The sequence below is a fragment of the Mesorhizobium sp. M0340 genome (assembly GCF_040321535.1).
Classification (GTDB): domain Bacteria; phylum Pseudomonadota; class Alphaproteobacteria; order Rhizobiales; family Rhizobiaceae; genus Mesorhizobium.
This window is the reverse complement of record NZ_JAMYRR010000001.1, coordinates 178,230-204,152: the sequence shown is the minus strand read 5'-3', so window position 1 is coordinate 204,152 and position 25,923 is coordinate 178,230. Positions and strand designations below refer to the sequence as shown.

General features: G+C 62.5%; 25 protein-coding genes and 1 pseudogene. 13 read left to right on the top strand and 13 right to left on the bottom strand.

Annotated elements, in window-relative coordinates:
• Positions 1–64: 64 nt before the first annotated feature.
• The 6 genes from NKI79_RS01155 to NKI79_RS01130 all read right to left on the bottom strand — a co-directional run bounded on the left by NKI79_RS01155 (position 65) and on the right by NKI79_RS01130 (position 7,499).
• Positions 65–1,051: an ABC transporter permease gene (locus NKI79_RS01155; RefSeq protein WP_352799427.1), complete on the bottom strand. Its 987-nt coding sequence runs from the start codon at positions 1,049–1,051 to the stop codon at positions 65–67.
• Positions 1,048–2,028 carry an ABC transporter permease gene (locus NKI79_RS01150; RefSeq protein WP_352475436.1) on the bottom strand — a complete coding sequence of 327 codons (981 nt, stop codon included), beginning with the start codon at positions 2,026–2,028 and terminating at the stop codon, positions 1,048–1,050. The genes NKI79_RS01155 and NKI79_RS01150 overlap by 4 nt, the downstream gene beginning before the upstream one ends.
• Positions 2,025–3,566, bottom strand: a complete 1,542-nt coding sequence (locus NKI79_RS01145) for a sugar ABC transporter ATP-binding protein (protein ID WP_352799425.1) — start codon at positions 3,564–3,566, stop codon at positions 2,025–2,027. Before NKI79_RS01145 ends, NKI79_RS01150 begins: the two co-directional genes overlap by 4 nt.
• Positions 3,567–3,646: 80 nt before the next feature.
• The gene (locus NKI79_RS01140) at positions 3,647–4,771 is read right to left on the bottom strand and encodes a sugar ABC transporter substrate-binding protein (protein WP_352740678.1); all 1,125 of its coding nucleotides are present in this window, start codon (positions 4,769–4,771) and stop codon (positions 3,647–3,649) included.
• Between the two features lie 296 nt (positions 4,772–5,067).
• The gene (gene gntR / locus NKI79_RS01135) at positions 5,068–6,096 is read right to left on the bottom strand and encodes an HTH-type transcriptional regulator GntR (protein WP_352799424.1); all 1,029 of its coding nucleotides are present in this window, start codon (positions 6,094–6,096) and stop codon (positions 5,068–5,070) included.
• Positions 6,097–6,266: 170 nt separating this feature from the next.
• The gene (locus NKI79_RS01130) at positions 6,267–7,499 is read right to left on the bottom strand and encodes an MFS transporter (RefSeq protein ID WP_352799423.1); all 1,233 of its coding nucleotides are present in this window, start codon (positions 7,497–7,499) and stop codon (positions 6,267–6,269) included.
• A gap of 176 nt (positions 7,500–7,675) precedes the next feature.
• Here NKI79_RS01130 and NKI79_RS01125 point away from each other — a divergent pair, with 176 nt between their 5' ends.
• From NKI79_RS01125 to NKI79_RS01105, 5 genes are all read left to right on the top strand, one after another.
• Positions 7,676–7,963: a DUF3175 domain-containing protein gene (locus NKI79_RS01125; RefSeq protein WP_254819078.1), complete on the top strand. Its 288-nt coding sequence runs from the start codon at positions 7,676–7,678 to the stop codon at positions 7,961–7,963.
• 118 nt (positions 7,964–8,081) lie between these two features.
• Positions 8,082–8,993 (top strand): myo-inosose-2 dehydratase, encoded by a 912-nt coding sequence (gene iolE, locus NKI79_RS01120; protein ID WP_352644835.1) that lies wholly within the window; start codon positions 8,082–8,084, stop codon positions 8,991–8,993.
• Between the two features lie 201 nt (positions 8,994–9,194).
• A complete protein-coding gene (locus tag NKI79_RS01115; protein WP_352799421.1) occupies positions 9,195–9,401 on the top strand; it encodes a LacI family DNA-binding transcriptional regulator in 207 nt (68 codons plus the stop codon).
• Positions 9,402–9,405: 4 nt separating this feature from the next.
• Positions 9,406–10,872, top strand: a complete 1,467-nt coding sequence (mocR, locus tag NKI79_RS01110) for a rhizopine catabolism transcriptional regulator MocR (RefSeq protein WP_352799420.1) — start codon at positions 9,406–9,408, stop codon at positions 10,870–10,872.
• Positions 10,873–11,063: 191 nt separating this feature from the next.
• The gene (locus NKI79_RS01105) at positions 11,064–11,429 is read left to right on the top strand and encodes a GFA family protein (RefSeq protein WP_352644841.1); all 366 of its coding nucleotides are present in this window, start codon (positions 11,064–11,066) and stop codon (positions 11,427–11,429) included.
• Between the two features lie 31 nt (positions 11,430–11,460).
• Here the strand turns inward: NKI79_RS01105 and NKI79_RS01100 are convergent, their stop codons facing one another.
• Positions 11,461–11,904 (bottom strand): SRPBCC family protein, encoded by a 444-nt coding sequence (locus NKI79_RS01100; protein ID WP_023675820.1) that lies wholly within the window; start codon positions 11,902–11,904, stop codon positions 11,461–11,463.
• A 169-nt stretch (positions 11,905–12,073) separates the two neighbouring features.
• Positions 12,074–13,318, bottom strand: a complete 1,245-nt coding sequence (locus tag NKI79_RS01095; RefSeq protein WP_352799418.1) for a DegT/DnrJ/EryC1/StrS family aminotransferase — start codon at positions 13,316–13,318, stop codon at positions 12,074–12,076.
• A gap of 348 nt (positions 13,319–13,666) precedes the next feature.
• Here NKI79_RS01095 and NKI79_RS01090 point away from each other — a divergent pair, with 348 nt between their 5' ends.
• The 5 genes and pseudogenes from NKI79_RS01090 to NKI79_RS01070 all read left to right on the top strand — a co-directional run bounded on the left by NKI79_RS01090 (position 13,667) and on the right by NKI79_RS01070 (position 18,963).
• Positions 13,667–14,641: a polysaccharide deacetylase family protein gene (locus NKI79_RS01090; RefSeq protein WP_352799417.1), complete on the top strand. Its 975-nt coding sequence runs from the start codon at positions 13,667–13,669 to the stop codon at positions 14,639–14,641.
• Positions 14,642–14,708: 67 nt separating this feature from the next.
• Entirely contained in the window at positions 14,709–15,677 is a 969-nt protein-coding gene (locus tag NKI79_RS01085) for a rhizopine catabolism ABC transporter substrate-binding protein (RefSeq protein WP_352644847.1), read from the top strand.
• Between the two features lie 205 nt (positions 15,678–15,882).
• Positions 15,883–16,997, top strand: a pseudogene (locus NKI79_RS01080) (ABC transporter permease).
• A gap of 14 nt (positions 16,998–17,011) precedes the next feature.
• On the top strand, positions 17,012–17,824 hold the full coding sequence (locus NKI79_RS01075; RefSeq protein WP_254819104.1) for an ATP-binding cassette domain-containing protein: 813 nt from the start codon (positions 17,012–17,014) through the stop codon (positions 17,822–17,824).
• A 32-nt stretch (positions 17,825–17,856) separates the two neighbouring features.
• On the top strand, positions 17,857–18,963 hold the full coding sequence (locus tag NKI79_RS01070; RefSeq protein WP_352799415.1) for a Gfo/Idh/MocA family protein: 1,107 nt from the start codon (positions 17,857–17,859) through the stop codon (positions 18,961–18,963).
• A gap of 26 nt (positions 18,964–18,989) precedes the next feature.
• Here NKI79_RS01070 and NKI79_RS01065 read toward each other — a convergent pair whose 3' ends face one another.
• The gene (locus NKI79_RS01065; RefSeq protein ID WP_352799413.1) at positions 18,990–19,763 is read right to left on the bottom strand and encodes a FadR/GntR family transcriptional regulator; all 774 of its coding nucleotides are present in this window, start codon (positions 19,761–19,763) and stop codon (positions 18,990–18,992) included.
• 30 nt (positions 19,764–19,793) lie between these two features.
• Positions 19,794–20,795, bottom strand: coding sequence for a LysR family transcriptional regulator (locus NKI79_RS01060; RefSeq protein ID WP_352799411.1), 1,002 nt, complete (start codon positions 20,793–20,795; stop codon positions 19,794–19,796).
• A gap of 110 nt (positions 20,796–20,905) precedes the next feature.
• On the opposite strand from NKI79_RS01060, the gene NKI79_RS01055 reads away from it, so the two are divergent.
• Both NKI79_RS01055 and NKI79_RS01050 read left to right on the top strand, forming a co-directional pair.
• Positions 20,906–21,520: a nitroreductase family protein gene (locus NKI79_RS01055; RefSeq protein ID WP_352799409.1), complete on the top strand. Its 615-nt coding sequence runs from the start codon at positions 20,906–20,908 to the stop codon at positions 21,518–21,520.
• The gene (locus NKI79_RS01050) at positions 21,517–22,374 is read left to right on the top strand and encodes an EamA family transporter (protein ID WP_352799408.1); all 858 of its coding nucleotides are present in this window, start codon (positions 21,517–21,519) and stop codon (positions 22,372–22,374) included. The genes NKI79_RS01055 and NKI79_RS01050 overlap by 4 nt, the downstream gene beginning before the upstream one ends.
• 615 nt (positions 22,375–22,989) lie before the next feature.
• Here the strand turns inward: NKI79_RS01050 and NKI79_RS01045 are convergent.
• Positions 22,990–23,187 (bottom strand): hypothetical protein, encoded by a 198-nt coding sequence (locus tag NKI79_RS01045; RefSeq protein WP_352799407.1) that lies wholly within the window; start codon positions 23,185–23,187, stop codon positions 22,990–22,992.
• Positions 23,188–23,266: 79 nt separating this feature from the next.
• Positions 23,267–23,683: a hypothetical protein gene (locus tag NKI79_RS01040; protein ID WP_352799406.1), complete on the bottom strand. Its 417-nt coding sequence runs from the start codon at positions 23,681–23,683 to the stop codon at positions 23,267–23,269.
• Between the two features lie 746 nt (positions 23,684–24,429).
• Here NKI79_RS01040 and NKI79_RS01035 point away from each other — a divergent pair.
• A complete protein-coding gene (locus NKI79_RS01035) occupies positions 24,430–24,918 on the top strand; it encodes a nucleoside deaminase (protein ID WP_254819093.1) in 489 nt (162 codons plus the stop codon).
• 93 nt (positions 24,919–25,011) lie between these two features.
• Here NKI79_RS01035 and NKI79_RS01030 read toward each other — a convergent pair whose 3' ends face one another.
• Positions 25,012–25,908 carry an NAD-dependent epimerase/dehydratase family protein gene (locus tag NKI79_RS01030; RefSeq protein WP_352799405.1) on the bottom strand — a complete coding sequence of 299 codons (897 nt, stop codon included), beginning with the start codon at positions 25,906–25,908 and terminating at the stop codon, positions 25,012–25,014.
• Between the last annotated feature and the right edge of the window lie 15 nt (positions 25,909–25,923).

Below are 25,923 nucleotides of genomic sequence, written 5' to 3'. Positions count from 1 at the left end.
ACGGCAGGCAACGTTCGAACAGTGCTCGCCGGTCTATATGCCACGTCTTTCCCGGTCATGCAGGTCAGCGGCTTGCCGGCGCGCGGCCATAGAGCAGCAGCATGGCGACGATGACTACGCCATAGATGATCTGCCGTCCCGCCTCGGGCATCTGCATGACGGAAAGAATGGATTGCAAAAGCGTGATCAGGATCACGCCGGCGACGGTGCCGAGATAGGAACCGCGCCCACCGAGGATCGAGGTGCCGCCGAGCACCACCGCTGCTATCGACGGCAGAAGATAGGCGTCGCCCATCGACTGTGCCGCCTTGGAGGCATAGCCGGCCAAAAGCACGCCGCCGAAGGCGGAGAGCCCGCCCGAAATCGCAAAGGCGATCATCACCACGCGCCTTGTGTCGATGCCGGAAAGATAGGCGGCACGCTCGCGGTTGCCGATGCCGTAGACGGTGCGGCCGAAGCCGGTGCGGGTCAGCACGAACACCATTGCGGCGCCGATCAGTGCCCAGATGAGCACGGCGTTGGGCACGCCAGGAACGGCAAAGCCGGTCGCCAGATAGCGCATCGCACCGGTCGCCGAATCCTGCGGCGAGAAACCGCCCGTGTAGACCACCATCAGCCCCTGCGCGACGGCGTTGGTGGCAAGCGTGATGATCATCGAGGGAATGCGCAGATAGGCGACGCCGATGCCGTTGACGATGCCGATCAGCACACCGCAGAAGATGCCGAACGGAATGGCAAGCGCCACACCGACCGGCCCATAAGCGGCCGCGGCGCAGGCCATCATCGCGCCGGCCGCCACCGACCAGGGTACCGACAGGTCGATCTGGCCGAGCAGGATGACCAGCATCATGCCGGTGGCGATGACGCCGAGAAACGACGCCACCTTGAGCTGCTGCAAAAGGTATTCAGGCGACAGGAAGCTGCGCGAATAGAGGCTGCCGAGGAACAGCAGCAGCACGATACAGGCGAACGCCGTCAGCACCGCAGGGTCGGCGCGGCGGAGGATTTTCGGCATGCGGCCGGCGAGACCACTCACAGTCGTTTCGCTCACAGGAACCACTCCAGCCGGTTGCGGACGCGAAACAGGGCGAAGGCGCCGAGGCTGACCGCGATCAGCAGGATGACGCCCTGGAATAGAGGCTGCCAGAGCGGATCGAAATCGAAGACGAACAGCAGGTCGCCGATGGTGCGGAAGGCAAGAGCGCCGAAGATCGCGCCGATGGCGCTGCCCTTGCCGCCGAACAGCGACACGCCGCCAAGCACGACCGCGGCAATCGAAAACAGCGTATAGGCATTGCCGCTGGCATAGGCCGCATCGCCGGTATAGGTGAAGAACGTCAGGAACAGCCCGCCGATCGCGGCCAGCAGCCCGGCAAGCGTATAGGCGGCGAACTTTCCACGCCGGATCGGCACGCCGGACATGTAGGCCGCCATCTCCGAGGAGCCGGCCGCATAAGCGGCGCGGCCGAGCACCGACCGGCTGAACGGCACCCAGACAACGAGCACGACCGCCAGCAGCGTCACCAGGCTCGCCGGCACAATACCAAATAGGCGCCCGGTCAGCGCATCGGCGAGCCCTTCATTGACCGAGCCGCCCGGAAACGGCCGAAGCAGCAGGGCGATGCCGAAATAGACCGCACCGGTGGCAATGGTGGCGACGATCGGCTGCAGGCGTCCATAGATGACGATGGCGCCGTTGATTGCCCCGCACAGCAGCCCGGTGCCGAGCACGGCGATGACGCCGAAGGCGGTCTCGAGGCCGGTGCCGACGACCAGCCACGAGGCCAGGCAATTGGTCAGGGTGAAGATCATGCCGACGGAGAGGTCGATGCCGGCGGTGATCACCACCAGCGTCTGCGCCATCGCAACGAAGGCGAGCAGCACACCCTTGTTCGACGCCGTCTGCACGACATTGGCGGTGAAGCCCGCCGGATGGTTCGAGGTGTAAATGATGAACATGACAACGAAGATGCCGAACGCCAGCAGCGTTCCGCGCTGTTCGGCGAGCCAATAGCGCCAATCCTTCACGCGTCCGCTCCTTGCCTTGGCATCTCTTCGTGAATGTTGAGCGCGCTGGCAATCAGCGCCCTCTCGGTGATTTCGGCGCCGACCAGTTCGCGCTTGACCGCGCCGTCATAGAGCACCAGCACTCGGTCGCAGCAGCCGATCAGCTCGTCATAGTCGGTCGAATAGAACAGGATCGCCGCACCCTGGTCGGCAAGCTTGCGCATCAACTGGTACAGCTCCTGCTTGGTGCCGACATCGATGCCGCGCGTCGGGTCGTTGAGCAGGATGATGCGCGGCTGCCGCATCAGCCATTTGGCGATGACGACCTTCTGCTGGTTGCCGCCGGATAGCGCGCCGACCGGAATATCGAGGCCGGCCGTCTTGATCGCCAGGAGACCGACCATGTCGTCGATCAGCCGCTGCTCGGCGGCGCGGTCGATGATGCCGGCCCTGGACAGCCGGTCGAGGGCGGCGAAGGAGAGATTTTCGCGCACCGTCATCGGCAGCATCAACCCTTCCGTCTTGCGATCCTCCGGGATCAGCGCCATGCCGATCCGGTCGTCACGCGCCGCGGCCGGACTGGCGATCGCCACCGGCGTGCCGTCGATCAGGATCTGGCCCGACAGGCCACGCAGCACACCGAAGAAGGCGAGCAGCAATTCGCGCTGGCCCTGGCCGTCGAGGCCGCCGAGCCCGACCACCTCGCCCGCCCCGACCGATAGCGAGACATCGTGCAGCCGATCCGTCCAGGACAGGCTGCGCGCCTCTAGAACCGGCGTGGCTGCGGCAGCCGCCCGCGCGGGTTTGGGCGGAAAGATGTGGCTGTATTCGCGCCCGATCATCAGTTCGACGACCTCGTTGTCGCTCTTGGTGCCGGCCGCGTAGCTGGCGACATTGCGGCCATTGCGGAACACCGTGCACTGGTCGGCCAGCTCGGCGATCTCGTTCATGCGGTGCGAGATGTAGAGCAGCGCCAGCCCTTCCGAACGCAGCCGCTTCAACACGGCGAAAACCCTGGCGACGTCGGCCGCGGTCAGCGCCGAGGTCGCCTCGTCAAGGATCAGGATACGCGGCTTGCGCGCCAGTGCCTTGGCGATCTCGACCATCTGCCTTCTTGAAAGAGGAAGATCCTTGACCAGCGCCAGCGGATGGATATCGGAAGCGCCGGCGCGAGCGAGCGCTTCTTCGGCGATGCGGCGCTGCGCCTTGCGGTCGATCATGCCGAAACGCTTCGGCGGATCGGAAATGACGACGTTGTCGGCAACGCTGAGTTCGGGGACGAGCGACAGTTCCTGGAAGATGCAGACGATGCCGGCCTGGTTGGCAGCGGCCGGCGAAGCGAAGCTCACTTCGTTCCCGTCCAGCATCATGCGGCCCTCGTCGGGCGCGACGACACCCGCCATGACCTTGATCAGCGTCGATTTGCCGGCGCCGTTCTCGCCGAGGATGGCGTGGATGCTGCCTGGAGTGACCGACAGTTCGGCCTTCTCCAGCGCGCGCACGCCGCCATAGCGCTTGGATATGCCTTCCATGCGGAAGAGCGGAACCGCACCGTCCATCGGCCCTCCCCAGGCGCTTGGCAATCAGGATGTCGAGCGCCGACGCCGCGGGATCTCCCGCGGCGTCGGGCTATTGGAGCTTACTGGTTTTCCTTGCTCTGGCCCATGATTTCCTGCGCCGTGAAATTGATGCCGCAGGTCGGGAAGGAATTGCCGACGAAGAAATTGTCGGACTGGTCGGGGAAGTAGTCCTGGCCTTCCTTGAAGTTCGGATCCTCGACGATCGCCAGCGGCAGCTTGATCGCTTGCGGCACGACCTGCCCTTCAAGTGCTGCAATCGCCGTCTTGATGGCAACCGCCACCTGAGCCGGGCCAGTGCCGGCCGACGAGCATTTCAGGCCATCAGCGGCGAACTTGGCGCAGAATTTGCGGAAGCCATTCTCCGTCTCGCCGCCGAACGGCACGAACGGATGCTTGGCATCGATCATCGCCTGCACGATGCCGGTATCGCCGCCCTGTCCGGTAATGCCGTCGAAGGGGCCGTTGGTGGCAATGGCATCGGCCGTAGCCTTTTGCGCAACGCCGTCATCCCACTTGCCGACGACCTCGGTGACATCCCATTTCTTGCCGGAGGCGTCGAGAACCTCGTGGATGCCGTTATGGCGGTCGGTATCGACGGATGTGCCGGCTACGCCACGCACTTCCAGCACCTTGCCGCCGTTCGGCACGTGCTTGACCAGCCAGTTGCCCCACAATTCGCCAAGGCCCTTCTGGTCCACATTGACGTTGATGGCATCCTTGGTGTCGAGGATGTTGTCGAAAGCAACCAGCACCACGCCGGCTTCCTTGGCCCGCTTGATGACAGGGCCGAATGCGGTCGGGTTCTGGGCGTTGACGACGATCGCATCATAGCCGGAATCGATGAAATTATTGATTGCCGAAATCTGGGCCGGCACGTCTTCGCCGGTCGAGACTACCTTGAATTCCTTGAGCTTGGCCGCGACCTCCGGCTGCGCTGCATAGGCTTTTGCCGTCTGCACCATCTGGATGCGCCACGTGTTGGCGATATAGCCGTTGGCCAGAGCGATGCGGTACGGGCCGTCTTTCTTGGGGAACTTGAAGAACTGCGTATCGGCCGACCAGGGCGCGAAGCAGTCAGGCTCGGCCGATGGCCCCTTGACGATTTCAGGCTCGGCGATCGCCGACGAGCTCAGCATGACAAAAGCAGTGGCGGCAACGATACCGCCAACGAGTGACTTGATCATCGATATTCCTCCCATTTGCAGTTTTGTTTGTTCTTACGTCGATGAAATTGCGCTTTTCCGGTCCGGCACCTCCCGCCGTATCCGCTGTGCGTTCAGGTGGCCGAATGCCGACCCGATCCCCTCCTTTGTTGCCCGGCTAGTCCCGCAAAAACTATCATATTATACATAATAAACAAGCATGAGCTGTCGCTTATGTATAATAAACAGCTTCCGCTCTTCTGAGCGATGTACTACCCGGGGACAATTGGTAGCGCTACCATGACGTAGTGTAAAGCGCCATTGCGTTGAAGCTCGCTTCAGCGCGCCGTGCTTTCACGTCGCTTGAGTTCGAAGCCGAGATCGACAACGCGCGACTCCGGCCTGTTGCCCTCGATCGCCGCAAGCGCCATGGCGACAGCCCGCCGGCCGATCTCGTAACGATATGTCCGAACGCTGGTGACCGACGGAAACGCCACTTCCATCATGTCGAGATCGTTGAAGCCGACGATGCCGATCGTCTTCGGCACGGCGATCGAAGCGCGATGGCATTCGAACAGCACCCCGAGGGCTATGTCGTCATTGTTGCAGAACACGCCGTCCAGGCTCGGCACCTTGGCCAGCGCGTCGCGGAACAATTCTCGGCCGAGGGTGACGCTGGAGGGCACCGGCGTGGTGGTGGTAAGCCGCGCATCGAACAGGCCGGCCGCCTCCATCGCCGCGCGATAGCCGGCCAAGCGCCGCTGCGAACGCGGATCCATGCGCGCCCCGATGAAGCCAATCCGCCGATAGCCTGCCTCGATCAGATGTTCGGCTGCCGCCTTGCCGCCCTCGAAATGTGAGAAACCGACCATCATGTCTACCGGATCGGGCCCGGTCTCCATCACCTGCACCACCGGACAGCCTGCCGTTTCCAGCAGTTTTCGCGACGCCGGCGTCTGGTCGATGCCGGCCACGATCAGCGCCGCCGGGCGTTGCGGGCCAAACACCTGCAGCAGCCGCTCTTCCTCGAGGCCGGAATAGTGAGTGTTGCCAAGCTGGATCCGGAAAGGGCCGTCCGACAGGCTGTCGTAGATGCCGCGCACCACTTCGGCAAAGACGTTGTTGGTAAGCGACGGCACCAGAACGCCAAAGACCTCGGCGCGCGCCGAAGCCAGCGCCCGCGCATTCGGGTCGGGTACATAGCCGAGCTCATTCACGGCGGCCTCGATCTGGCGGCGCAGATCTTCCGAGACACGCCCCGGCTCACGCAAGGCGCGCGATACGGTAATGGCGCCGACCCCGGCCTTGCGCGCGACGTCGGCGATGGTCGGGCGGCCGCCGCCACGGCGCGAGCGCGGCTTGATCACCGCATTGGTCCCGAGGCCGGGCAACCGCCCGGATGCGACCGTGAGACGATGTTCAGCGTCTTCGCCACTGCTGCCTGCCAACCTGGCCGTTGCCACACCTGTCTGGCGTCGCGCAGCCTTCGGCTATTGTCAAGCGACGGACGGAGAGGCTGTACCCGTACCGCCGTGCTTCAGGCCATCACAGCAGCGCTGCGCCGGGCCTTCCACAGCAGCAGCACCATCGCCAAAATGTTCAGCAGGTTCCAGGCGATGCCGTTGAGGAACGCGGCGGCATAGGAACCGGTCAAATCATAGATCCAGCCCGACATCCAGCCGCCGATCGCCATGCCGAAAATGGTCGCCATCATGACGATGCCGACGCGCTGGCCAGCCTCTTTGGCTGGCATATATTCGCGCACAATGATCGCATAACAGGGCACGATGCCGCCCTGCGACAGGCCGAAGACCAGCGAGACGACATAGAGCGAGGCAAGCCCGTCGAACGGGATATAGAACAACAGCGAAAGGCATTGCAGGACCGAGCCGATCAGCAGGGTTTTCACGCCACCGATGCGATCGGCAAGGAAGCCCGAGCCTAGCCGGCTGACGACGCCCGCCGCCAGCATGATCGACAGCATATCGGCGCCATGTGCCACCCCGTAGCCGAGATCCATGCAATAGGCGACGATATGGACTTGCGGCATCGACATCGCCACGCAGCAGCCGAGCCCGGCGACGATGAGCAGCGCCTGCAAGGCCGCCGGCGACAGGGAGATCGGCTGCACCACGCGGCTGCCCGGCGATCCCGGAGCCGCCTGGGGCGGGGCGCCGCGCCGGAGCAGTAGGATCAGCGGCACCATGGTGACCAGGCAGACGACACCGATCGCGGCATAGGTGAAGCGCCAGCCTTGCGCCTGCATGACATAGGGCATCGCTGTCGGCCAGATCGCTCCGGCGAGATAGTTGCCGGACGCGGCAGCCGTCACCGCAACGCCGCGGCGCCGGTTGAACCAGTGCGAGATGTCGGCAATCAGCGGCCCGAAGATTGCCGACGAGCCGACGCCGATCAACAGGCCCTGGACGAGGGTGAACTGCAGGATCGAACTGGTCAGCGACGCCAGCAGGAAACCGGCGCCAAGTGTAATCGCGGCAATCAGCGCCGGCACCCAATACCCCATGCGGTCGATGGCGCGGCCGACCAGCACATTGCCGGCGGCAAAGCCTACCATCGTCGCCGTATAGGGCATCGAGGCAGCGGCGCGATCGACACCGAATTCTGCCTGCACGGCGGGCAGCACCACGACCACCGCCCACATGCCGACCCCGCCGATCGTTGCCAGCAGCATCGAGATGCCGAGACGTATCCAGGCATAGGCACTGTCGATGCCGGAACTTCCTGCCTGGCTTGAGACGATTGGGGGCAAGAGCGTTTCCTGTCCGCAGTTCTTGAATCGGCGGTTCAGACCACTATCGGCGCATTCGCGTCGCCGAGCAGCGCCACGATGGGCAAATCCGTGGCTCCAGGGATTTCGGGCCGAAGTGGAACAGCGGCCCACCATGGGGCGTTTTCCCGGCAACGACCTAGTTGAAGGAGTTTGCCATGACCGCGCAACGGAAATGGTCCGCCGACGTCACCGAGCATAGCGACGCGCTGGACCTCGAGGAACACATCTTCGAATCGCACGATCCAAGGAAGATCGCCGCCTCGCTGAAGCGGTCGGCCGAGCGCAGCGACCGACGCAAGGCAGGGCCGTTTCAATCGGCCATGTCGATGCTGAATTTTTACATCAACCGCGCCGGCAAGAACCTGCCGGCGGCGCAGAAGAAGGTGCTGGAGGACGCTAAAGATGAACTGCGCGTCCTTTTTGGCCGCCCAAAGGAAGACTAGAATCGCTCACATCGATTGGTTCTGCCAAATTCCGCTGAACTGGACCTAGTGACGGGTCCTCTTTGCCGCCAGTCTGCAGGCTCGGCTTGTATTCCCAAGCCCGCAAAGGTCTGGCGCCATGACGGTCAAGATCGGCATCAATCCCATCACCTGGAGCAATGACGACGTTCCGGCGCTTGGCGGGAATACGCCCCTGGAGACCTGCCTGTCGGAAACGGCGCAGGCCGGCTACCGCGGCACCGAGCTCGGCGGCAAATTTCCGCGCCAGGCCGAAGTGCTTGGGCCGCTCCTGTGTTCCTATGGCCTGGAACTCGTCTCCGGCTGGTATGATGGCCGCATTCTCGACCGCACGGTCGACGAGGAATTCGCGGCGATCACTCCGCATCTGAAGCTGCTGCGCGATCTCGGCGCCAGGATCGTCGTCTATGCCGACACCTCGCGTGGTCGCCATGACGGTATTTTCGCACCGATCTCCGAGCGTCCGCGCCTCGCCGACAGCGACTGGCCGTCCTATGGCGAGAAACTTACCGCCCTCGCCGACCGCATGGCCGCATTCGGGGTCGGCATGGCCTTCCACCACCACATGGGCACCATTGTCGAGACGGACGATGAAGTCGACAGGCTGATGGCGGCGACGGGCCGATGCGTTGGCCTGTTGTTCGATACCGGCCACTGCCTGTTTTCGGGCGGCGACCCGCAATCGCTGCTGCAACGGCATCTCGACCGTATCGCGCATTTCCATTGCAAGGATGTTCGCAGGGCGGTGCTGGAACGGGCACGCCGCGAGGACATGAGCTTCATGGCGGCGGTAATGGACGGCATTTTTACCGTGCCCGGCGACGGCTCGGTCGATTTCCTGTCGTTGCTTAAACCCCTCGCCGCGCGCGGCTATGAAGGTTGGATCGTTGTCGAAGCCGAGCAGGATCCGGCCAAGGCGCATCCGCTGACCTATGCCAGCAAAGGCTATGTCTCGCTGCTCGCCACCGCCCGCGAAGCCGGCTTCGAAGTGGCGACGCGGCAGGCAGACTGACCGGACCGCATTGCGAGCCGGAGGAACATAATGGGCGCGCGCCTCGATGGGGTTAGCGACGCGAAAGCGCCCGGCGATCCGCGCCGCCTTGCTCCCTGTGCGGCGCGGATCGCAGAAATCCCCGCTCTGGATTTCAAACCCCGACTTTCAAGCTTGAGGCCGGCCGGAGGCCGTGTCTTGATGCAACCGAGGAGGAGCGACATGGCTTTCGAAGCTGCGCTTGGCATGGAACGGCTTTGCACCATCCGGGAGATTGCCGAGAAGGCGGAACTTGGCACCGCCACCGTGCATCGCGCGCTGAAGAACAGCCGCGAGGTCCACCCCGAAACCAGGCGACTGGTGCTTGATACCGTCTGTCGGCTCAACGAGGAAAAGATCGCCCGCGCTGCCCGGTTCGTCGGGGGATAGTGCCGTGGCCGACCACATGCGCCTTTCCCTCGACATCATGTCGGTCGACCGCGCTTCGGAAGAACCGATGCATCGTCAGATCTACGGCGCGTTGCGACGGTTCATCCTTGACGGTCAGATCCCGCAGAACACGCTGCTGCCGTCGACGCGCTCGCTGGCCGAAGATCTGAAGGTCGGGCGCAACACGGTCATCGCCGCTTATGACCAGCTCCTTGCCGAAGGTTTTATCGAAGCGCGTGCCGGATCGGGCACCTGGGTGGCGCCGATCCAGCAGAACCGCCCGTTAGCGTCCCTGCGCGCCGGACTGGCAGCGCCGCAAAAGCTGTCGCGGCGTGGCCAGACCATCGTCAACGGCCCGCAACCGCCGCGCAATGCCGGCGTCATCAATTTCCATCCGGGCGTGCCTGAAACGGCATCGTTTCCGTTCACGATCTGGTCAAGCCTTCTCGTGCGCAACGCACGCAGCCGCGACGAGAGCCTGCTGGGTTATCTGTCCTTTGCCGGCCACCCCGGCCTGCGTCAGGCTATTGCCTCGACCATCGGCCTGTCGCGCGGCATCAGCTGCACCGCCGACCAGGTGATCATCGTCACCGGTGCGCAGGCAGCGCTCGATCTGGTCTCGCGCGTGCTGATGGACGAAGGCGACCATGTCTGGATGGAAGAGCCCGGCTATCTCGGCGCCAAGAGCGCCTTTCTCGCCAGCGGCGCCAAATTAGCACCATTGAAGGTCGACCGGCGCGGCTGGCATCTTGCCGATCCGGAGCTGCCGCCGCCGCGGCTGATCTATGTGACGCCATCCTGCCAATGGCCGTTCGGCACCATCATGCGCATCGAGGAGCGCCTGCAACTGCTCGACATCGCCGAGCGCAACCGCGCCTGGATCGTCGAGGATGACTATGACGGCGAATACCGGTTCCGCGGCCGGCCGGTGCCGGCGCTGCGCGGGCTCGACCACGCCGACCGCGTCGTCTACATCGGCAGCTTCGGCAAGACGCTGATCCCGGCGCTGCGCATCGGCTATCTGATCGTTCCGCGCGAACTGTCGGTGCCGTTCGATCGGGCAGTGAGCATCACCGGCCAGTTCGCGCCACTGATCCTGCAGGCAACGGTCAACGACTTCATCACGCAGGGCTATTTCGCCACACACCTCAAGCGCATGCGCCGGCTCTACGCGCGTCGGCAGGCGAACTTCGTCAAGCTGTGCCAGGAGCATCTGGCCGAATGGCTGACCGTCACGGAAAACGATTCCGGCATGCAGCTGCTGGCGAGCTTCGTCAGGCCCTACAAGGACAGTGACGTGGTCGCTGCAGCCGTCAAGGAGGGGCTCGACGTCCAGGGCATCTCGATCAACTACCATTCCACTGAACCCGAGCACGGCCTGCTGCTCGGCTATGCGGCGATGGACGAGCGCCAGATCCTGCGCGCCGTGCTGGCGCTGCGCGCCGCATTCCTAAGGTTGGACAGAAGCTAGGCCAAGCGCGTCATCTCGTTCACCGCGGTTGCAACAGTCGCCCGAGGCGATTAGAAATGCGGCATCGGTCCTGGTCCTTCGCCGCGTTCACGCAAGGAGCCACTCACAAGGCCGAATCTCCCCGAAAACCAGAAGCATGCCAACCGCCGAAATTGGCGGAGCAACGCATTCGTCTGACCGTGAGGACTGCCATGAGAACCGCATCCTGTGCCTGCGGGCAACTGAGGATCTCCTGTGAGGGAGACCCGCAACTGGTTGCACAGTGCCACTGCCTCGACTGCCAGAAGCGAACCGGCAGCACGTACGGCGTCGCAGCCTTCTTTGCGCGCGACAAGGTAGAAGCCGAAGGCGACGCCAGCACCTACAGGCGATCGGCTCGGAGCGGCCATCACGTCACTTTCCATTTCTGCCCGGGCTGCGGCTCGAGCGTCTTCTGGGAGCCCGAGCGAAAGCCTGAATGGATCGCCGTCGCGGTCGGCTGCTTCGCCGATCCCGCCTTTCCGGCTCCGGCGCATGTTGGGTGGGAAGAACGGCGCCATCCCTGGGTTTCCGGTTAGCGACGCCAACCCGCCAGGGTAGCGCTTTATCTTACTGGTTGATCTCGGGTTCAACGAGCTTCGCCAGATTTCGCAGCGACTCCTGCCAGCCGAGATAGCAGGCCTCGACCGGGATGGCGTCTGGAATACCTGCCTGCGTGATATTCACTTCGGTGCCGACCGACACCTTCTTCAATGTCACGGTCACCTCGATCTCGCCGGCCAGGTTGGGGTCGTCGAACCGGTCGGTGTAACGCAGTTGCTCGTTGGGCACGAGCTCGACATATTCGCCGCCGAACGAGTGGCTGTCGCCGGTGGTGAAGTTGCGGAAGGACATTTTGAACGTACCGCCGACTTTCGCCTCGAAGTGATGAACCGTGCAGGTGAAGCCGTTCGGCGGAAGCCATTTCGCAAGTGCATCCGCTTCGAGGAACGCGCGGTAGACTTTCTCCGGGCTTGTTGTCAGAACGCGGTGCAGCCGTACGGTGCCGGGCATATCGTTAATCCTCCGTGTTGGTGATCGATGCCCCCTAGGACGAACGGAGCCCGGCCTATCCGACACGGGCCCGCGGATTTTTTGGCGGCCGGTTATGCCGGCCGGAAACCGCGCCCGGCCACCGGACAAGGAATTCGACCGCAGGGTAGCAAACCGCGCCGGATCTGGTCTAGTTCACACTGTCGAACTTCTGCAGATCAACCGGTGCCGCCTTGCGCAATTCGATATCATCGAGCGAAGCATTCTCCAGCGACACCCGCGCCGCCGCGTCGATGTTGTGGATCATGTCCTGAATGTCGCTATCGCTGTGCGCTGGGTTCATGGCGACCATCACGGTGCGGTTGAGGATGTCGAGCGAGCGCTTGCCGAGGTCGTCGGGATAATCCAGCCGCAGGCCCTGGTTCTCGGGCAGCGCGTAGGGATTGAGCGCGGGGTGATGCGCCCCTTCATGCATCAGCACCTGGTCCCACTGGGTGAAATTGTGACGGCCGGTCTTGCCGGCAACGACGCTCGGAATGGTCCTCGAAAAAGTCTGCGCCGCCTGCTCGCTCGGCAGCAGGTACATCACCTGTGCGGCGCAATCGTCGTCCGCGCTGTTCATCGGCGACGGCGTCAGCCCAAGATTGCTAAGATGGCGGGTACCGGCCAGCACCGTCTTCTTCTCGGCCCGCATCGCCTCGATGATGCCGTCCAGCCGGTCGAGCTGGACGTTGAGCATCGCCCCCATCAGTTCGGAAGCACGCGCGCCGATGCCGGCGAAGGGTTTGATGCTGTCGCTTCTGCCCTGCCAGTAGAAATGGCAAGGGTCGATGGCGCAGCGCGCCCGCTCCGCCACTTTCGGATCGCTGGTGGCGATGCCGCCGCCCTCGCCCGAGGTCATGTTCTTGAAGTAGTTGAAGGAATAGGCGCCGGCATGGCCGATCGAGCCGAGCCTGCGGCCCTCATAGCCGCCGCCGATGCCTTGGCAGACATCCTCCAGCACCAGCAGACCGCGCTTGGCAGCAATGTCCATGATCGCATTCATGTTGCAGGCCGCGCCCCACATATGCACCGGGATGACCGCCCTGGTGCGCGGCCCGATGGCGTCCCGCAAGGCGATGGGATCGATGGTCAGGCTCTCGTCGATGTCGACGATGACGGGAATGGCCCCGACCGAAAGCACCGCGGTCGCGGTCGCCATATAGGTGTGCGCCGGCACCAGCACTTCGTCCCCCGGGCCGATGCCGAGGCCGATCAGGCCGGCGGCGAGCCCATAGGTGCCGCTGGCGGCCAGCGCGAAATGCTCGACGCCAAGATGCTGCGCATAGCGGGCCTCGAAGCGGTCGCATTCGCTGTCCTTGCCGTAACGAAACAGCGCGCCAGAGCGGATCACCCTGGCAATGGCTTCGATTTCCTCTTCGCCGGCGGTGTACATGACAGGCCTCCAAGTCATTTGGTAATGTGGGTCGCTCGATGGTGTGGACAGCTGTAGGCTTGTCGGCACAGTTTGAAAGAACCACTCCGCCGCTATTCGACCAAGCCATCTGCGCCCGGAAAGACGGTTCCTACGAGTGGTTTTGAACCGTGATTGGGGAAATCGGTAGCTAAGTGTCTCAGCCGGCAGGCAAATCGTATCCATCCGAATTCGCCAAAGTGGCCCTGTCGGAAAGCCGGGTTTCGGCGTTCCATTCCGGCCAGTTGGGCAAACGGTTGGTTCCATGAAATACGGGACACACTTTGGAAGACCCTCGAAACCGGTATGCCGGCGGGAAGGCGGCCATTCGTGAACGCCGCCGGCTCCAGCAAACGGATCGTGCTCCACGAGGACGATGTCGGCATGTGCCACGGTGCCAACAGCGCCTTCCTCGAATTGAGCGGGCTGGGTGTCTGCAGTTCCGGCGCGGTGATGGTGCCGTGCCCCTGGTTCCTCGAGATGGCCGAAGGCGCCGCCGCCAACCCCAGCCTTGACCTTGGCGTCCACCTGACGCTGAACAGCGAGAAGCAGCATTACAAATGGCGGCCCTTGACCGCGCCGTCGCGAGCGGCCGGCCTGACCGACGAGTTCGGCTTCTTCTGGCCCGATGTGGCGACCACGCGCCGCAAGGCGGTGCCGCAGGCGGTCGAGGCCGAGCTTCGCGCCCAGATCGACACCGCCTATCGCGCCGGCATCGACGTTACCCATCTCGACGCGCATATGGGCGCGGCATTGTCGCCGGAATTTTGCGAAATCTACATCAAGCTCGGGCTGGAATATCAGCTGCCCGTGCTGCTGACCAAGACGCTCTCCGCCTATTCCCCCAACGACAATCTGGTCGGCGTTACCGAGGAGGCGTTCCAGCGCGGCGTGGCGCTGGCCCGCGCCGGCGGCTTTGCCATTTTCGACGCCGCGATCCAGACAACCTGGGGCCGGCCGCGTTCCAGGCCGATCGAGCCCGCTTACAAAGCGCTCATCGAGGGCGTGCGCGAGGGCCTGACGTTCTTTTGCCTGCATTGCAACGCGCCCGGTGAACTCGAGCTGATCGAGCCGCGCTCCGCCTATATCCGCACCGAAGAGTACGAGCTGTTCCGCGACCAGGGCTTTCGCGACTGGCTCGCCGCCCAGCCGATCGACGTCATCGGCATGAAGCCGCTGCGCGAGGAGCTTCGCGCCACGCTCTCGGCCGGGCGATCATCGACAACGGCCCGCGGCAGCAATGCGGGCGAACAGCGATTGGCGTCGGCAAAGGCCCGCAAAGCGGCCACCCGATCCGCGACGTGAGCCGATCGTCGCGGCCGGAAAACGGCGCCAGAGGGATTGGAACTGCAACGATAAATGGGAGAATAAGATGAAAACTCTTCTGAAAGCGGCATTGGGCGCCTTCCTCTCGGCGGGCCTGATGACAGGCATTGCGTATGCCGCGGGCCTCAAGGATCCGAAGGACGTCCGCATCACCTTCGTGGTGCACGGGTCGGCGTCCGATCCCTATTGGTCGGTGGTCAAGCGCGGCGTCGATGACGCGGCCGCCCTCACCGGCGCCAAGGTCGAATACTACGCGCCGCAGGTCTTCGACGTGGTCGAGCAGGCCCGGCTTCTGGACGCCGCCATTGCCACCAAGCCGGACGGCATCGCCGTCTCCATCGCCGACGCCAATGCACTCGGCAAATCGGTCAAATCCGGGCTTGCCGCCAATATTCCCATGGTGGTTCTGGATTCCGGCGAAAAGGAAGGCGCCGAGCTCGGCACGACGCTCTATGTCGGCACCGTTTCCGAATATGATTCCGGCAAGAAGGCCGGCGAGCGGCTGGCCAAGGAAGGCACGCTGAAGGTCGTTTGCATCAATCACGAGGTCGGCAATGTCAGCCTCGACCAGCGCTGCCAAGGCCTCAATGACGGGCTGAAGCCATCCGGCGGCGGCACCGAGGTTCTGGCCGTAGCGCCAGATCCCGCAGACATCCAGCGCCGCACCGAAGCCTATCTGTCGGCACATCCCGACACGCAGGCCGTCTTCGCGCTTGGCGCCACTGCCGCCAATCCGCTGATCCCGATGTTCCGCGACAAGGAACTGTTCGGCAAGCTCAAGCTCTATACCTTCGACATCAGCCCGGAGGTTCTCGACTCTGTCGTCGCTGGCGAAATGGGCTTCGGCATGGACGCCCAGCAATATCTGATGGGCTATCTGCCGGTGATCTATCTGGTCGAGCAGGCGACGCACGGCTTCTGGCCGCAGAACAACGCCTATACCGGACCGCTGTTCATCGATACGCCGGAAAAAGCCAAGGCGATCCTGGCGCTCGCCAAAGAGGGCATCCGCTAATGCATGTCGCGCAAAAGTGTGCAGCGGTTTTGCGGTAACGACATGCATCAAAATTTAGGCCAGCGCTCCGACGGAACGGGAGAATGCGCCAAGCGCTCTCCCGTTCCTTCGAAGATTGCGATTTGAGCGATTGGAGAGCCTAATGGCAGTCGTGGAAGACAAGGCGATATCTCCGAGTGAACTGAAGGCGACCGACCGCTTCGGCATGACGTCGAAGCGGGCCGCCGGCGCCGACGAACGGTTGGCCAGCACCGGCAAGCTGACCCAGTGGCTGCGCCGGCCGGAAGCCGGTGCCGCCGGTGGGCTGCTTGCGACGATCATCATCTTTGCGCTGCTGCCGGGCGCAGCGAACCTCTATTCGCTGCAAGGGTCAATGACCTTCCTGACGCTGTCGGCGGAGCTCGGCATCGTCGCCACCGCGGCAGCACTCCTCATCATCGCCGGCGAGTTCGATCTTTCGGTCGGCTCCATGGTCGGCTTCGCCGGTGTCGTCATCGGGCTGACGGTGAAGTACTGGGGACTGCCGCTATGGGGCGGCATCGCCTGCGCCTTCGCCGTTGCCATCCTCACCGGCTATCTCAATGGCCTGATCGTGGTGAAGACGCGCCTGCCCTCCTTCATCGTCACGCTCGCCACGCTCTATATCCTGCGCGGACTGTCGATCGGCATCACCCGCGCCGTCACCGGCCGCACCCAGATCCCCTACATACTCGAGGGCGCACCGGATCCGGCGACGGCCGGCATTTTCAACGGCCATCTGCTCACCGGCCTGTTCCACTGGATGGGCGCGCAAGGCTGGATCGCCACCCGCAGCGACGGCATCCCGTTCGTCGCCGGCATTCCGATGTCGATCGTCTGGTGGCTCGGCCTGACGGCGCTGGCCGGTACGTGCTGACCCAGACGAAATACGGCAACTGGATCTTCGCCACCGGTGGCGACCTGATCGCAGCCCGCAACGTTGGCGTGCCGGTCGATCGCGTCAAGATCAGCCTGTTCATCTACACCGCCTGCGCGGCGACGCTGCTTGCCACCATCCAGGTGATGGAGGCGGGCTCCGCCGACACCACGCGCGGCCTGCTCAAGGAATTCGAGGCGATCATCGCCGCCGTCATCGGCGGCGTGCTGCTCACCGGCGGCTACGGCACCGTCTATGGCGTGCTGTTCGGCGCGCTGATCTTCGGGCTGGTGCAGATGGGCATCTTCTACACCGGCATCGACACTGACTGGTTCAAGGTCTTCCTCGGCATCGTCATCCTGATGGCTGTGCTGGTCAACAACTACATCAGGCTGAAGGCGCTCGGCCGCGGAGGTGGCAAATGACCGAGCCAGCCCAAATGACTGCGCCAGCAATGGAACTGCGCGGCGTCAGCGTCAATTTCGGTTCGGTGCGCGCCCTCCAGGACATCGACATCAAGGTCTATCCGGGCGAGGTCCACTGCCTGCTTGGCGATAACGGCGCCGGCAAGTCGACGCTGATCAAGGTTCTGTCCGGCGTCTACCGGCCGACCAAGGGCGAAATCCTGGTCGACGGCAAGCCGGTCACTTTCCGCAGCCCGCGCGACGCGCAGGAACTCGGCGTGGCAACGGTGTTCCAGGACCTCGGCATGATCTCGCTGATGTCGATCACCCGTAACTTCTTCCTCGGCCGCGAGCCGACCAAAAGCAGCCTGCCCTTCTCGCGCATCGACAAGGAGCGCGCCAACACCATCGCCAGGCAGGCGATGGCCGATATCGGCATCGACGTGCGCGATCCGACGCAAGCCGTCGGCACGCTGTCGGGCGGCGAGCGCCAGTCGGTGGCGATCGCCCGCGCCGTGCATTTTGGCGCGCGCGTGCTGATCCTCGACGAGCCGACCTCCGCACTCGGCGTCCACCAGGCGGCGATGGTGCTGAAATTCATCATCGAAGCGCGCATGCGGGGCCTGGCCGTCATTTTCATCAGCCACAACATCCACCATGCCTATCCGGTCGGCGACACCTTCACCCTGCTCAACCGCGGCCGCAATCGCGGTACCTACGCCAAGTCGGAGATCTCGCGCGACGAGGTCATCTCGATCATGTCGGGCGGCGAGGATCTGAAGGCGGTCGAGGCGGAGATTGCCGGCCTGCTAGCCCAGATCGGCAACCGGCCGCCCGCGGCGCCTTGAGCCGACATCAGGACATTGCGGGGAATGATCCAATGAGCAGGTTACGCGTCGGGGTCGTCGGCGCCGGCATGATCTCGCAGGTCGAGCATATTCCCAATCTGCTGCGCCTCGGTGAATTGTTCGAGCTGGTCGGGGTCGCCGATCCCTCCAGGATTTCGCGGCAGTTCGTCACCGACATCCATGGCATTGCCAATTTCGAAACGATCGACCAGCTCTTCGACCAACGCCTCGACGCGGTGGTGATCGGCTCGCCGGACCCGCTACATCACGAACAGGTGCTGGCGGCGCTGGCGGTTGGTCTGCATGTCTTTTGCGAAAAGCCGCTCTGCTATTCGCTGGCGGAAATCGCCGAGATCATCGCCGCGCGCGACGCCGCCAAGAAAATCGTTCAGGTCGGCTATATGAAGCGCTTCGATCCGAGCTACCGGCTGGCGCTCGCTTCGCTGCCTGGAACATCAAGCACGCTGCGCGCGGTCTCGGTGGAAGTGAACGATCCCGACGCCTGGCCGTTCATCGCCCACCTGCCCTACAGGCGCGGCACCGATATCCCGAAGGACATGGTCGCCGCTGTCGCCGCCAAGCAGAAGCGCCAGGTCGAACAAGCCATTGGCGTGCCTTTCACTGATCTCGCTTTCCGTGGATTTACCGGCGCTTACAGCTCGGCCTTGATTCACGATGTCAATGCCGTTCACGGCCTGCTCGATGCGCTCGGCGTGCCGGACGGCGAGATCGTCGGCGCGCAGATCTTTGCCAATGGCGACGGCGGCCAGGGCGCCGTCAAGCTGCTGGACGGACAGGCGCTGTGGACCATGACCCATCTTACCGTACCTAAGCTCGCCGACTACAAGGAGCGGATCACGCTGTTCTTCGACGATGCCAGCCTCGAGCTCGAATTCCCCTCGCCTTGGCTCAACCGTCATCCGACCCGGCTGACGGTGACGGCCTCGCACGGTCACACGCTGTCGAAGAAAGATTTGCGCGCCGGCTACGCAGAAGCCTTCGTCGAGGAGATGCGTGGCTTCTGGGCGGCCATCGCCAATGGCGACCCCGTCGTCAACCCGCCCGAACACGCCGCCCGCGACCAGGAGCTGCTGCTCGGCCTGACATGGCAGCATCTGGCGACCGCACCCTTCGACTGAGCGCTCAACCTGTAGCCGAACGGCCGCTACCTGGACTTGATGACGCTATCGGTATTGGCCAGCAGCTTGCGCACCGCATTGCGCGCCGCGTCCGGCCGCTGCAGGCGGATGCTCTTCTCGATTGCCTCGTGCAGCCTCTGCGCATGCTGCAAATCGTCGAGTTCCCGCGTCGTAAAAGCGAACAGATGATCGAACGCCGATTCGATCAGCACGCCGAGCGGCACCAGCAGATCGTTGCCCGAGGCGCGCAGGATGGCGAGGTGAAACCGCGTGTCGGCGCGCGTGCGCTCCTGCAGGTTGGTCGCCTCGTCCATCTCGCGGCAGGCCTGGCTGATCTCGGCCATCTGCTCGTCGGTGCGCCGCATCGCGGCAAAGGCGCTCGCCTCCGGCTCGATGATGTGGCGGAATTCCTGCACGGTCCTGAGGAACACCTCACGATCCGGCGAGGTCGCGTACCAGGCCAGCACATCGCGATCGAGCAGGTTCCAGCGTTCCTTCGGCTCGACCCAGCTGCCGATTTTGGGACGTGACGACAGCAGGCTCTTGGCCATCAGCATTTTGATGGCTTCACGCACCGCCGAGCGGCTGACGTCGAAGGTCTCGGACCATTTGGCCTCGTTGGGCAGGATGGTTCCCGGCGGATAATCGCCGCGCACGATCCTCAGCCCGATTTCGTTGGCCAGCGACGCGTGAACGCTCGACCCGGGTATGCGCGCCGCATCGGCCCGGCGAATACCGCTCGTGCGTTCGGCGAACGCCTCGGCCGCTGTCTTTCCCTTGTTCGGCTTAGCGTCCTGCATAGCTCCACAAAGTCCGGATTTGGAGGCGTGTCAAGGAGATGAAATCGACGGCAATATCTCAGTTCGGTTTTCCGCCTCAGCCCCCTCCCCGACACCGCGCTTTGCCGAGCGCTCCCGCCGGAGCGGCACAAACAGCTTCTCTTTGTTCCGATTGAATTCCTCGATCAGGAAATCAAGGAAGACGCGGATTTTCGGGGCAAGATGCTGCCGTGCCGGATAGACCGCGTAGAGCGTGGTTTCGACCTTTTCCCAGTCATCCAGAGCCGATTGCAGCCGGCCTGCTTTCAGGTCGCTCTCGACATAGGGATAAGGGATCAGGCTGACGCCGAAGCCGGCGCGCAGCGCATCGCGCACGGCAAGGCTTGACGAGACCGTGTATCGTCCGTCGATGGCGATCCGCTCGACGCGGCCGTCCTTGCGGAATTCCCATATGTCCGCGTGTCCCGAGAGGCTGAACCGGATGCAATTGGCCGCCTTCAAATCGGCAGGCGTCTTGGGCCGGCCATGCTCCTCGAAATACGACGGAGCTGCGCAAAGCACGTGCGGCATGACCGCAAGCTTTCTCGCGACCAGGCTGGAATCCTCGAGATTGTCGCTGCCGCGAATGGCCAGGTCAAATCCCTCCCGCACGATATCGACGCGCCTGTCGTCAAGATGCAGATCGAGTTTCAAATCGGGATAGCGCGATAGAAACGCGGGGATGGCAGCCGAAAGCCGCGTCAACGTGACAGTCATCGGCGCGCTGACCCGCAACGTGCCGCTCGGCGCCGTCTTGACCGGGCCGAGGACCTGGTCGGCCCTGGCCAGCGCATCGAGCCCCTGCGTGACATGCTCCAGATAGATTCTGCCTTCTTCGGTCAGGGCCATGCGCCGCGTTGTCCGGTTGATAAGCCGCACCCCCAGATGCACCTCCAATTCGGCGATGTTCTTGCTGACCGCGGGAGGAGAGAGACCGAGCCGCCGTCCGGCTTCGGCAAAGCTGTTCAGTTCCGCCACATGGCGGAAAACCTGCAACGCAGTCAGGCGATCCATCTCATCATTCTCTTCTAGTAAACAATGTCTTTCAATTATCGCGTATTATCGCTCGTTGGTAAATTCTCTATCTGCTATCCGAACGGCTTGCTCAATTTCGGAATGACATGATGACCAACCCCACAATCTCCCTGATCGAGCGGCGCATGTCTGCCAATCGGTTCGATGCCTCGCATGCATTGACGGATACCGAGGTCGAGGAACTGGCACGCCTCGCAACGCGCGCGCCAACCGCCTACAACCTTCAGAATTGGCGGTTCATCGCCGTGCGGACGCCGGAAGCAAAGGCGCGCTTGCGCGGCGTGGCCCATGGCCAGGCCAAGGTGCAGGAAGCAGCGGTCACCTTCATCGTCTGCGGCGTACTGCCCGACCACGCTGCCCTCAATGCCAGGCTGCGTCCTTTCGTCGAAGCCGGCTACATGCCGGCGGATATGGCTTCCGGCTGGCGGGAGGGCGCCGGCGCCCAATATGCCGATCCTATAGCGGCCCGCGACGAGGCGGTGCGCTCGGCAACGCTCGGCGCCGCAACGCTGATTTTCGCGGCCGAAGCGCTGGGGCTCGTCTCCGGTCCGATGGCCGGCTTCGATGCCGAAGGCGTGGCGCGCGAGTTTGGCCTTGGGCGCAATGAAGTGCCGGTGATGCTCATCGCAGTCGGCCGCGCCGCGCCCGGAAACTGGCCGCAAAAGCCCCGCCGCCCTCTTGCCGAAGTGCTGGAAATCTTATGAAAACGCGCCGTTTCGATCTGCTGCTTACAGCCATTGCACCCGCAATATGGGGCAGCACCTATATCGTCACCACGCAGTCCCTGCCGAACTTCTCGCCGATGACGGTCGCAATGCTGCGTGCCTTGCCCGCCGGATTGCTGCTGCTCGTGATCGTTCGGCAACTGCCGACGGGCATCTGGTGGCTGCGCAGTTTCGTCCTCGGGGCCCTCAACATCTCGATCTTCCTGAGCCTGTTGTTTGTCGCCGCCTACCGGCTTCCGGGCGGGGTCGCCGCGACCGTGCTGTCGGTCCAGCCGTTGATCGTGATTTTCCTTGCTGCTGCCCTGCTTGACAGCCCTGTCCGCCGGTTGGCGATCGTCGCCGCCCTTGTCGGGATCGCAGGTGTCGCATTGCTGGTGCTGACCCCGAATGCGGCGCTCGATGCGGTCGGCGTTGCCGCCGGCCTCGCCGGGGCGGCCTCTATGGCCTTCGGAAGCGTTTTGGCCCGCAAATGGCAACCGCCAGTATCGCTGCTTACCTTCACGGCATGGCAACTGACCGCCGGCGGTCTGCTGCTGGTTCCAGTGGCTCTGCTTTTCGAGCCTTCCATCCCGCTGCCGACCGGCGCCAACTTGCTTGGACTGGCGTGGCTCGGGCTGATCGGTGCGGCGCTGACCTATGTCCTCTGGTTCCGGGGCATTGCGCGACTGGAATCGGCAGTGGTGTCATCGCTGCTTTTCCTCAGCCCGGTGACCGCCGTGCTGCTTGGATGGGTATTCCTGGATCAGACGCTGACCTTGCCTCAAATCGCCGGCGTCGTTTTCGTCATCGGCAGCATCTGGCTGGCTCAACGGCGCAACGGCAATTCAGGGTGAACGCTCCGGCTTGCCGGGGACTTCAACCTCCAGATCGCCTAGGCTCAGGCCCAATAAAGGGATTCAAGATGACGGCGTTCTGGTTCATTGGCGGCGCTGCCATGCTGGCTTTAGTCAATGAGTCCTGAGCCCAGGCGGTAGTGTCTCAGTTTGAAATTTGACGCCGCGCTTGTCGCGATCCACGCCAAACTCCGATATGCTTAACGCAAAGCATGGGGGCGAATTGTTGCAAAAGGTCTTGGTGCTACTGTCGGTAGCGATGGTGAGCGGTTGCGGCGAGGATAAAGCCGCGACTCTGGCACAATGCCGAATTGACGAAATTAAGGTGTTTGGACCCGATTCCGAAAACGAAGGGAATATGGGGCAGCAGACTTCTTTCGTTGTCACGTGCATGAGGTCGAAGGGATATCAATTGATTCCGACGTTGATTACCGACGATTGCTCTTGGTTCGTCCGTCGCCGGACGGACGCCGCCTGCTACAATTCGGCAAGCACCATTGGTCAACTGATTGAGCGTGTGACAGGAGCGAACTAGATGCCCACCCGACCTAAAAGGCCAGAAGCGCCCGCCGACATGCGCTGAGATCGCCATGAAGGTGGCCGCGAAGCGATGGGCTAATCGCTAGGCACTGCTTTCTGAGCTTGCTTCAGTGCATCGAGCTTGGTGGCGTCAAAGAAAATAGTGGTCCCAGAAACTTGTTCATAGTGATTGATCGTTTGTTGTATCACTTGTCCAAGCAATTTCAGCGTCTTGTGAGACATCACAATAGCTACTTGTTCGTAAATCTTGCCGTCGCTGCTCTCATCTTCCACCCCGAATGTTATACTGGAGTCGTTGTCGGTAAACCGGATACCGATTGAGCTCGCCGGTATGAATCTAAAATCTGGCGCCCTAGTAGGCAACGGTCATCTCCCTAACTTGCGTTGAGGTTTTCTGCATTGGCGCACTTATTTCTCTGCAACTAGTAGTCGCCTCATATCTAGCCAAAAAAGCATGCGTTCGATTGTTGGATTGCTCCGCTCCGATCTTCTCGAATCGTATCTTTGGCACAAACCCAAGAGACAATGCGATATCAGAGATTGTGTCTGACTCCAGATTACAGGGAGCAGAGAGCCATCTCGTTATCTGCTCTGGGCGTTTGTCGAGCTTTCTTGCAATATCCGCCTTGGTGATGTCACTTTCGTGAAAGGCTTCGAGTAACTGATCGTTGATCTCACCACGAAAATTTTCCCTAAAGTACCCTATCCAAAATTTTGCAATTTTAGGTTCTTTGATCGCGCTCATCAGCCGCGTTAGTGAGATAGTCATCCAAATTACCTCCTGATACTGGATTATATGTTACAAACAGAGATCGCCATACCGCTTTGCAGCGCCCTATCTCTTCACGCCACACAGGCCATCTAATATATCCATCTGTCATCCATTGAAGGCTGAAAAGATCGCTTGATGTACGTATGTTCGTTGCAATGAACACATCCGTCATGGCAAAGCGGCCAAATATTCTCGTGCTCGGTCTATCTCTCTTTCTGAGCTCCCAAACTTCGTCGTCGACAGGGTTGAGAATCTTAATATCGACTTGTCGATTGTTGTCGCTTCCGACGGTAACCCTTCTGCCCTTTGTGAAGCCATCAATCCAAGCGCGCAATTGACCAGCATTTTCCTCATCAACGCTATATGCGGTGTCCGGGTCCAATTCCTTCAGAACAACAGGCGGCGCATACACAATCCTTGGCCGAGGCCCTGGTATGATCGAGCGGACCTCCATAAGGCGGCGGTCGGCAAGACATTGCTCTAGTATGAGGTCTATTGACATTAAAATCAATACAGGTTCTTAAAATTGAACGCAGGCTGACACGGAGGCGAGTCGCATACAACCGGAATATCGCTTGGCGCATAACATAGAAGTTCAGGTATTACGTCGCCTATGGGGTGCGCCGATCTCATCATGCGCCAACGATCTGATTCAAATTGCCAACTGAACCACTACCGCCTAGGCCGCCACCTTGTGTCGGCGGATTGTTCGGCACTATGGTCAAGCGGCGGAGGATCTGCCGATGCCACAACGGCCCTATGATGAGCGTCTGCTCCGTCAGGCGTTCGAAGTCGCGCGCCGAGCCCGCGATGCTGGCGAACATCCCTTTGGTTCGCTCCTCGCCGATAAGGACGGCAATGTGTTGCGCGAGCAGCCCAACGGTTACAAAGCCGGCGGCGGCGACCGCACCGCTCACGCCGAGAGGCTGCTGGCCTCATGGGCGGCGATGAATGTCAGTCTCGAAAAGCTGGCTTCCTGCACCCTCTACACCTCGGCCGAACCTTGCGCGATGTGCTCTGGGACAATCTATTGGGCGGGCATCGGACGGGTCGTCTTTGGGCAGAGCGAACATGACCTCAAGCGGGTAACGGGTGCACATGTCGAGAATCCCACGCTCGACCTGCCCTGCAGGATCGTCTTCGAAGCCGGGCAGCGTCCGACTGAAGTCGTCGGCCCGCTGCTTGCCGATGAAGCGGCGCAACTCCAGGCCGATTTCTGGAAAGACAAGTAGCTCGATTGCCCGCGCGCGGCAAACGCGTGAGCCTAGCCTCATGACGAAAAAATCGGGGCTGGCCCAGTGGCGGCTCCGCGTCAGATCCGCCCGTCAGCCCGTCTTGACGTATTTCCGCCAGCTGTGCTCAGGCCGGAAGCCGAGCATGTCGCGCGCCTTGCGGTTGGAGAGCAGCGTCTCGTATTCGCCGAGATCGCCCTTGACGGGCACGTCGGGATAAAACCGCTTCAAAAGTTCGGCCGTCGGCAGGTCGGACGAGGTGTCGTCATTGGCGGCGTTGAACACCTGATAGCCGAGCCCGTCCTTCTCGATGGCGCGCAGCGTGATCTGGCCGAGGTCGCGCGCGTCGATATAGCTCCAGGCGATGCGCTTGCGGAAACCCGGATCGGCGAACCATTTCGGAAATAGCGAATATTCATGCGGCTCGATGACGTTGCCGATGCGCAGGGCGTAGATGTCGCTGCCATCGCGTTGTGCAAACGCCCGCGCGGTCTTCTCGTTGACGACCTTGGACAGCGCATAGCTGTCCATCGGATCGACGTCGTACTCCTCGTCGAGCGGGAAATACGTCGGATCGCGCGGTTCGTTAGCGAAGACCAGGCCGTAGGTGGTTTCGCTGGAGGCGATCACCACCTTGCGGATGCCGAGCTTCACCGCGGCCTCGATGACGTTGTAGGTGCCGAGCGCGTTGATGCGGAACACCTCGTTGTCGGGCGTGATCATGATGCGCGGGATCGCCGCGAAATGCACCACGGCATCGACCGGCTGCGTGCGCAGCGACGGGTCGAATTCATGCAGGCCCATATAGCTCGACAGCGCGTTGAACACCTGCCCGCTGTCGGTGATGTCGGTGATCAGCGTGCGCACCTTGGGATTGTCGAGCGGCTTGGTGTCGATGTTGAGTACCTGGCAGCCCTGCTCGACGAGATACTGCACGACGTGGCGCCCGGCTTTGCCGCTGCCGCCGGTGAACATAATCCGCTTCGTCATTTTGCTCTCCCTGGA

What these genes read in the sequence shown, in the direction of transcription:
- NKI79_RS01040 (WP_352799406.1), bottom strand. Translation starts at nt 23,683, where the DNA reads ATGACTATCTCACTAACGCGGCTGATGAGCGCGATCAAAGAACCTAAA.
- NKI79_RS01065 (WP_352799413.1), bottom strand. Translation starts at nt 19,763, where the DNA reads ATGCAGGACGCTAAGCCGAACAAGGGAAAGACAGCGGCCGAGGCGTTC.
- NKI79_RS01095 (WP_352799418.1), bottom strand. Translation starts at nt 13,318, where the DNA reads ATGTACACCGCCGGCGAAGAGGAAATCGAAGCCATTGCCAGGGTGATC.
- iolE (WP_352644835.1), top strand. Translation starts at nt 8,082, where the DNA reads ATGACGGTCAAGATCGGCATCAATCCCATCACCTGGAGCAATGACGAC.
- NKI79_RS01105 (WP_352644841.1), top strand. Translation starts at nt 11,064, where the DNA reads ATGAGAACCGCATCCTGTGCCTGCGGGCAACTGAGGATCTCCTGTGAG.
- NKI79_RS01070 (WP_352799415.1), top strand. Translation starts at nt 17,857, where the DNA reads ATGAGCAGGTTACGCGTCGGGGTCGTCGGCGCCGGCATGATCTCGCAG.
- NKI79_RS01035 (WP_254819093.1), top strand. Translation starts at nt 24,430, where the DNA reads ATGCCACAACGGCCCTATGATGAGCGTCTGCTCCGTCAGGCGTTCGAA.
- NKI79_RS01055 (WP_352799409.1), top strand. Translation starts at nt 20,906, where the DNA reads ATGACCAACCCCACAATCTCCCTGATCGAGCGGCGCATGTCTGCCAAT.
- NKI79_RS01115 (WP_352799421.1), top strand. Translation starts at nt 9,195, where the DNA reads ATGGCTTTCGAAGCTGCGCTTGGCATGGAACGGCTTTGCACCATCCGG.
- NKI79_RS01085 (WP_352644847.1), top strand. Translation starts at nt 14,709, where the DNA reads ATGAAAACTCTTCTGAAAGCGGCATTGGGCGCCTTCCTCTCGGCGGGC.
- NKI79_RS01100 (WP_023675820.1), bottom strand. Translation starts at nt 11,904, where the DNA reads ATGCCCGGCACCGTACGGCTGCACCGCGTTCTGACAACAAGCCCGGAG.
- NKI79_RS01060 (WP_352799411.1), bottom strand. Translation starts at nt 20,795, where the DNA reads ATGGATCGCCTGACTGCGTTGCAGGTTTTCCGCCATGTGGCGGAACTG.
- NKI79_RS01145 (WP_352799425.1), bottom strand. Translation starts at nt 3,566, where the DNA reads ATGGACGGTGCGGTTCCGCTCTTCCGCATGGAAGGCATATCCAAGCGC.
- NKI79_RS01140 (WP_352740678.1), bottom strand. Translation starts at nt 4,771, where the DNA reads ATGATCAAGTCACTCGTTGGCGGTATCGTTGCCGCCACTGCTTTTGTC.
- NKI79_RS01030 (WP_352799405.1), bottom strand. Translation starts at nt 25,908, where the DNA reads ATGACGAAGCGGATTATGTTCACCGGCGGCAGCGGCAAAGCCGGGCGC.
- NKI79_RS01075 (WP_254819104.1), top strand. Translation starts at nt 17,012, where the DNA reads ATGACTGCGCCAGCAATGGAACTGCGCGGCGTCAGCGTCAATTTCGGT.
- NKI79_RS01050 (WP_352799408.1), top strand. Translation starts at nt 21,517, where the DNA reads ATGAAAACGCGCCGTTTCGATCTGCTGCTTACAGCCATTGCACCCGCA.
- NKI79_RS01125 (WP_254819078.1), top strand. Translation starts at nt 7,676, where the DNA reads ATGACCGCGCAACGGAAATGGTCCGCCGACGTCACCGAGCATAGCGAC.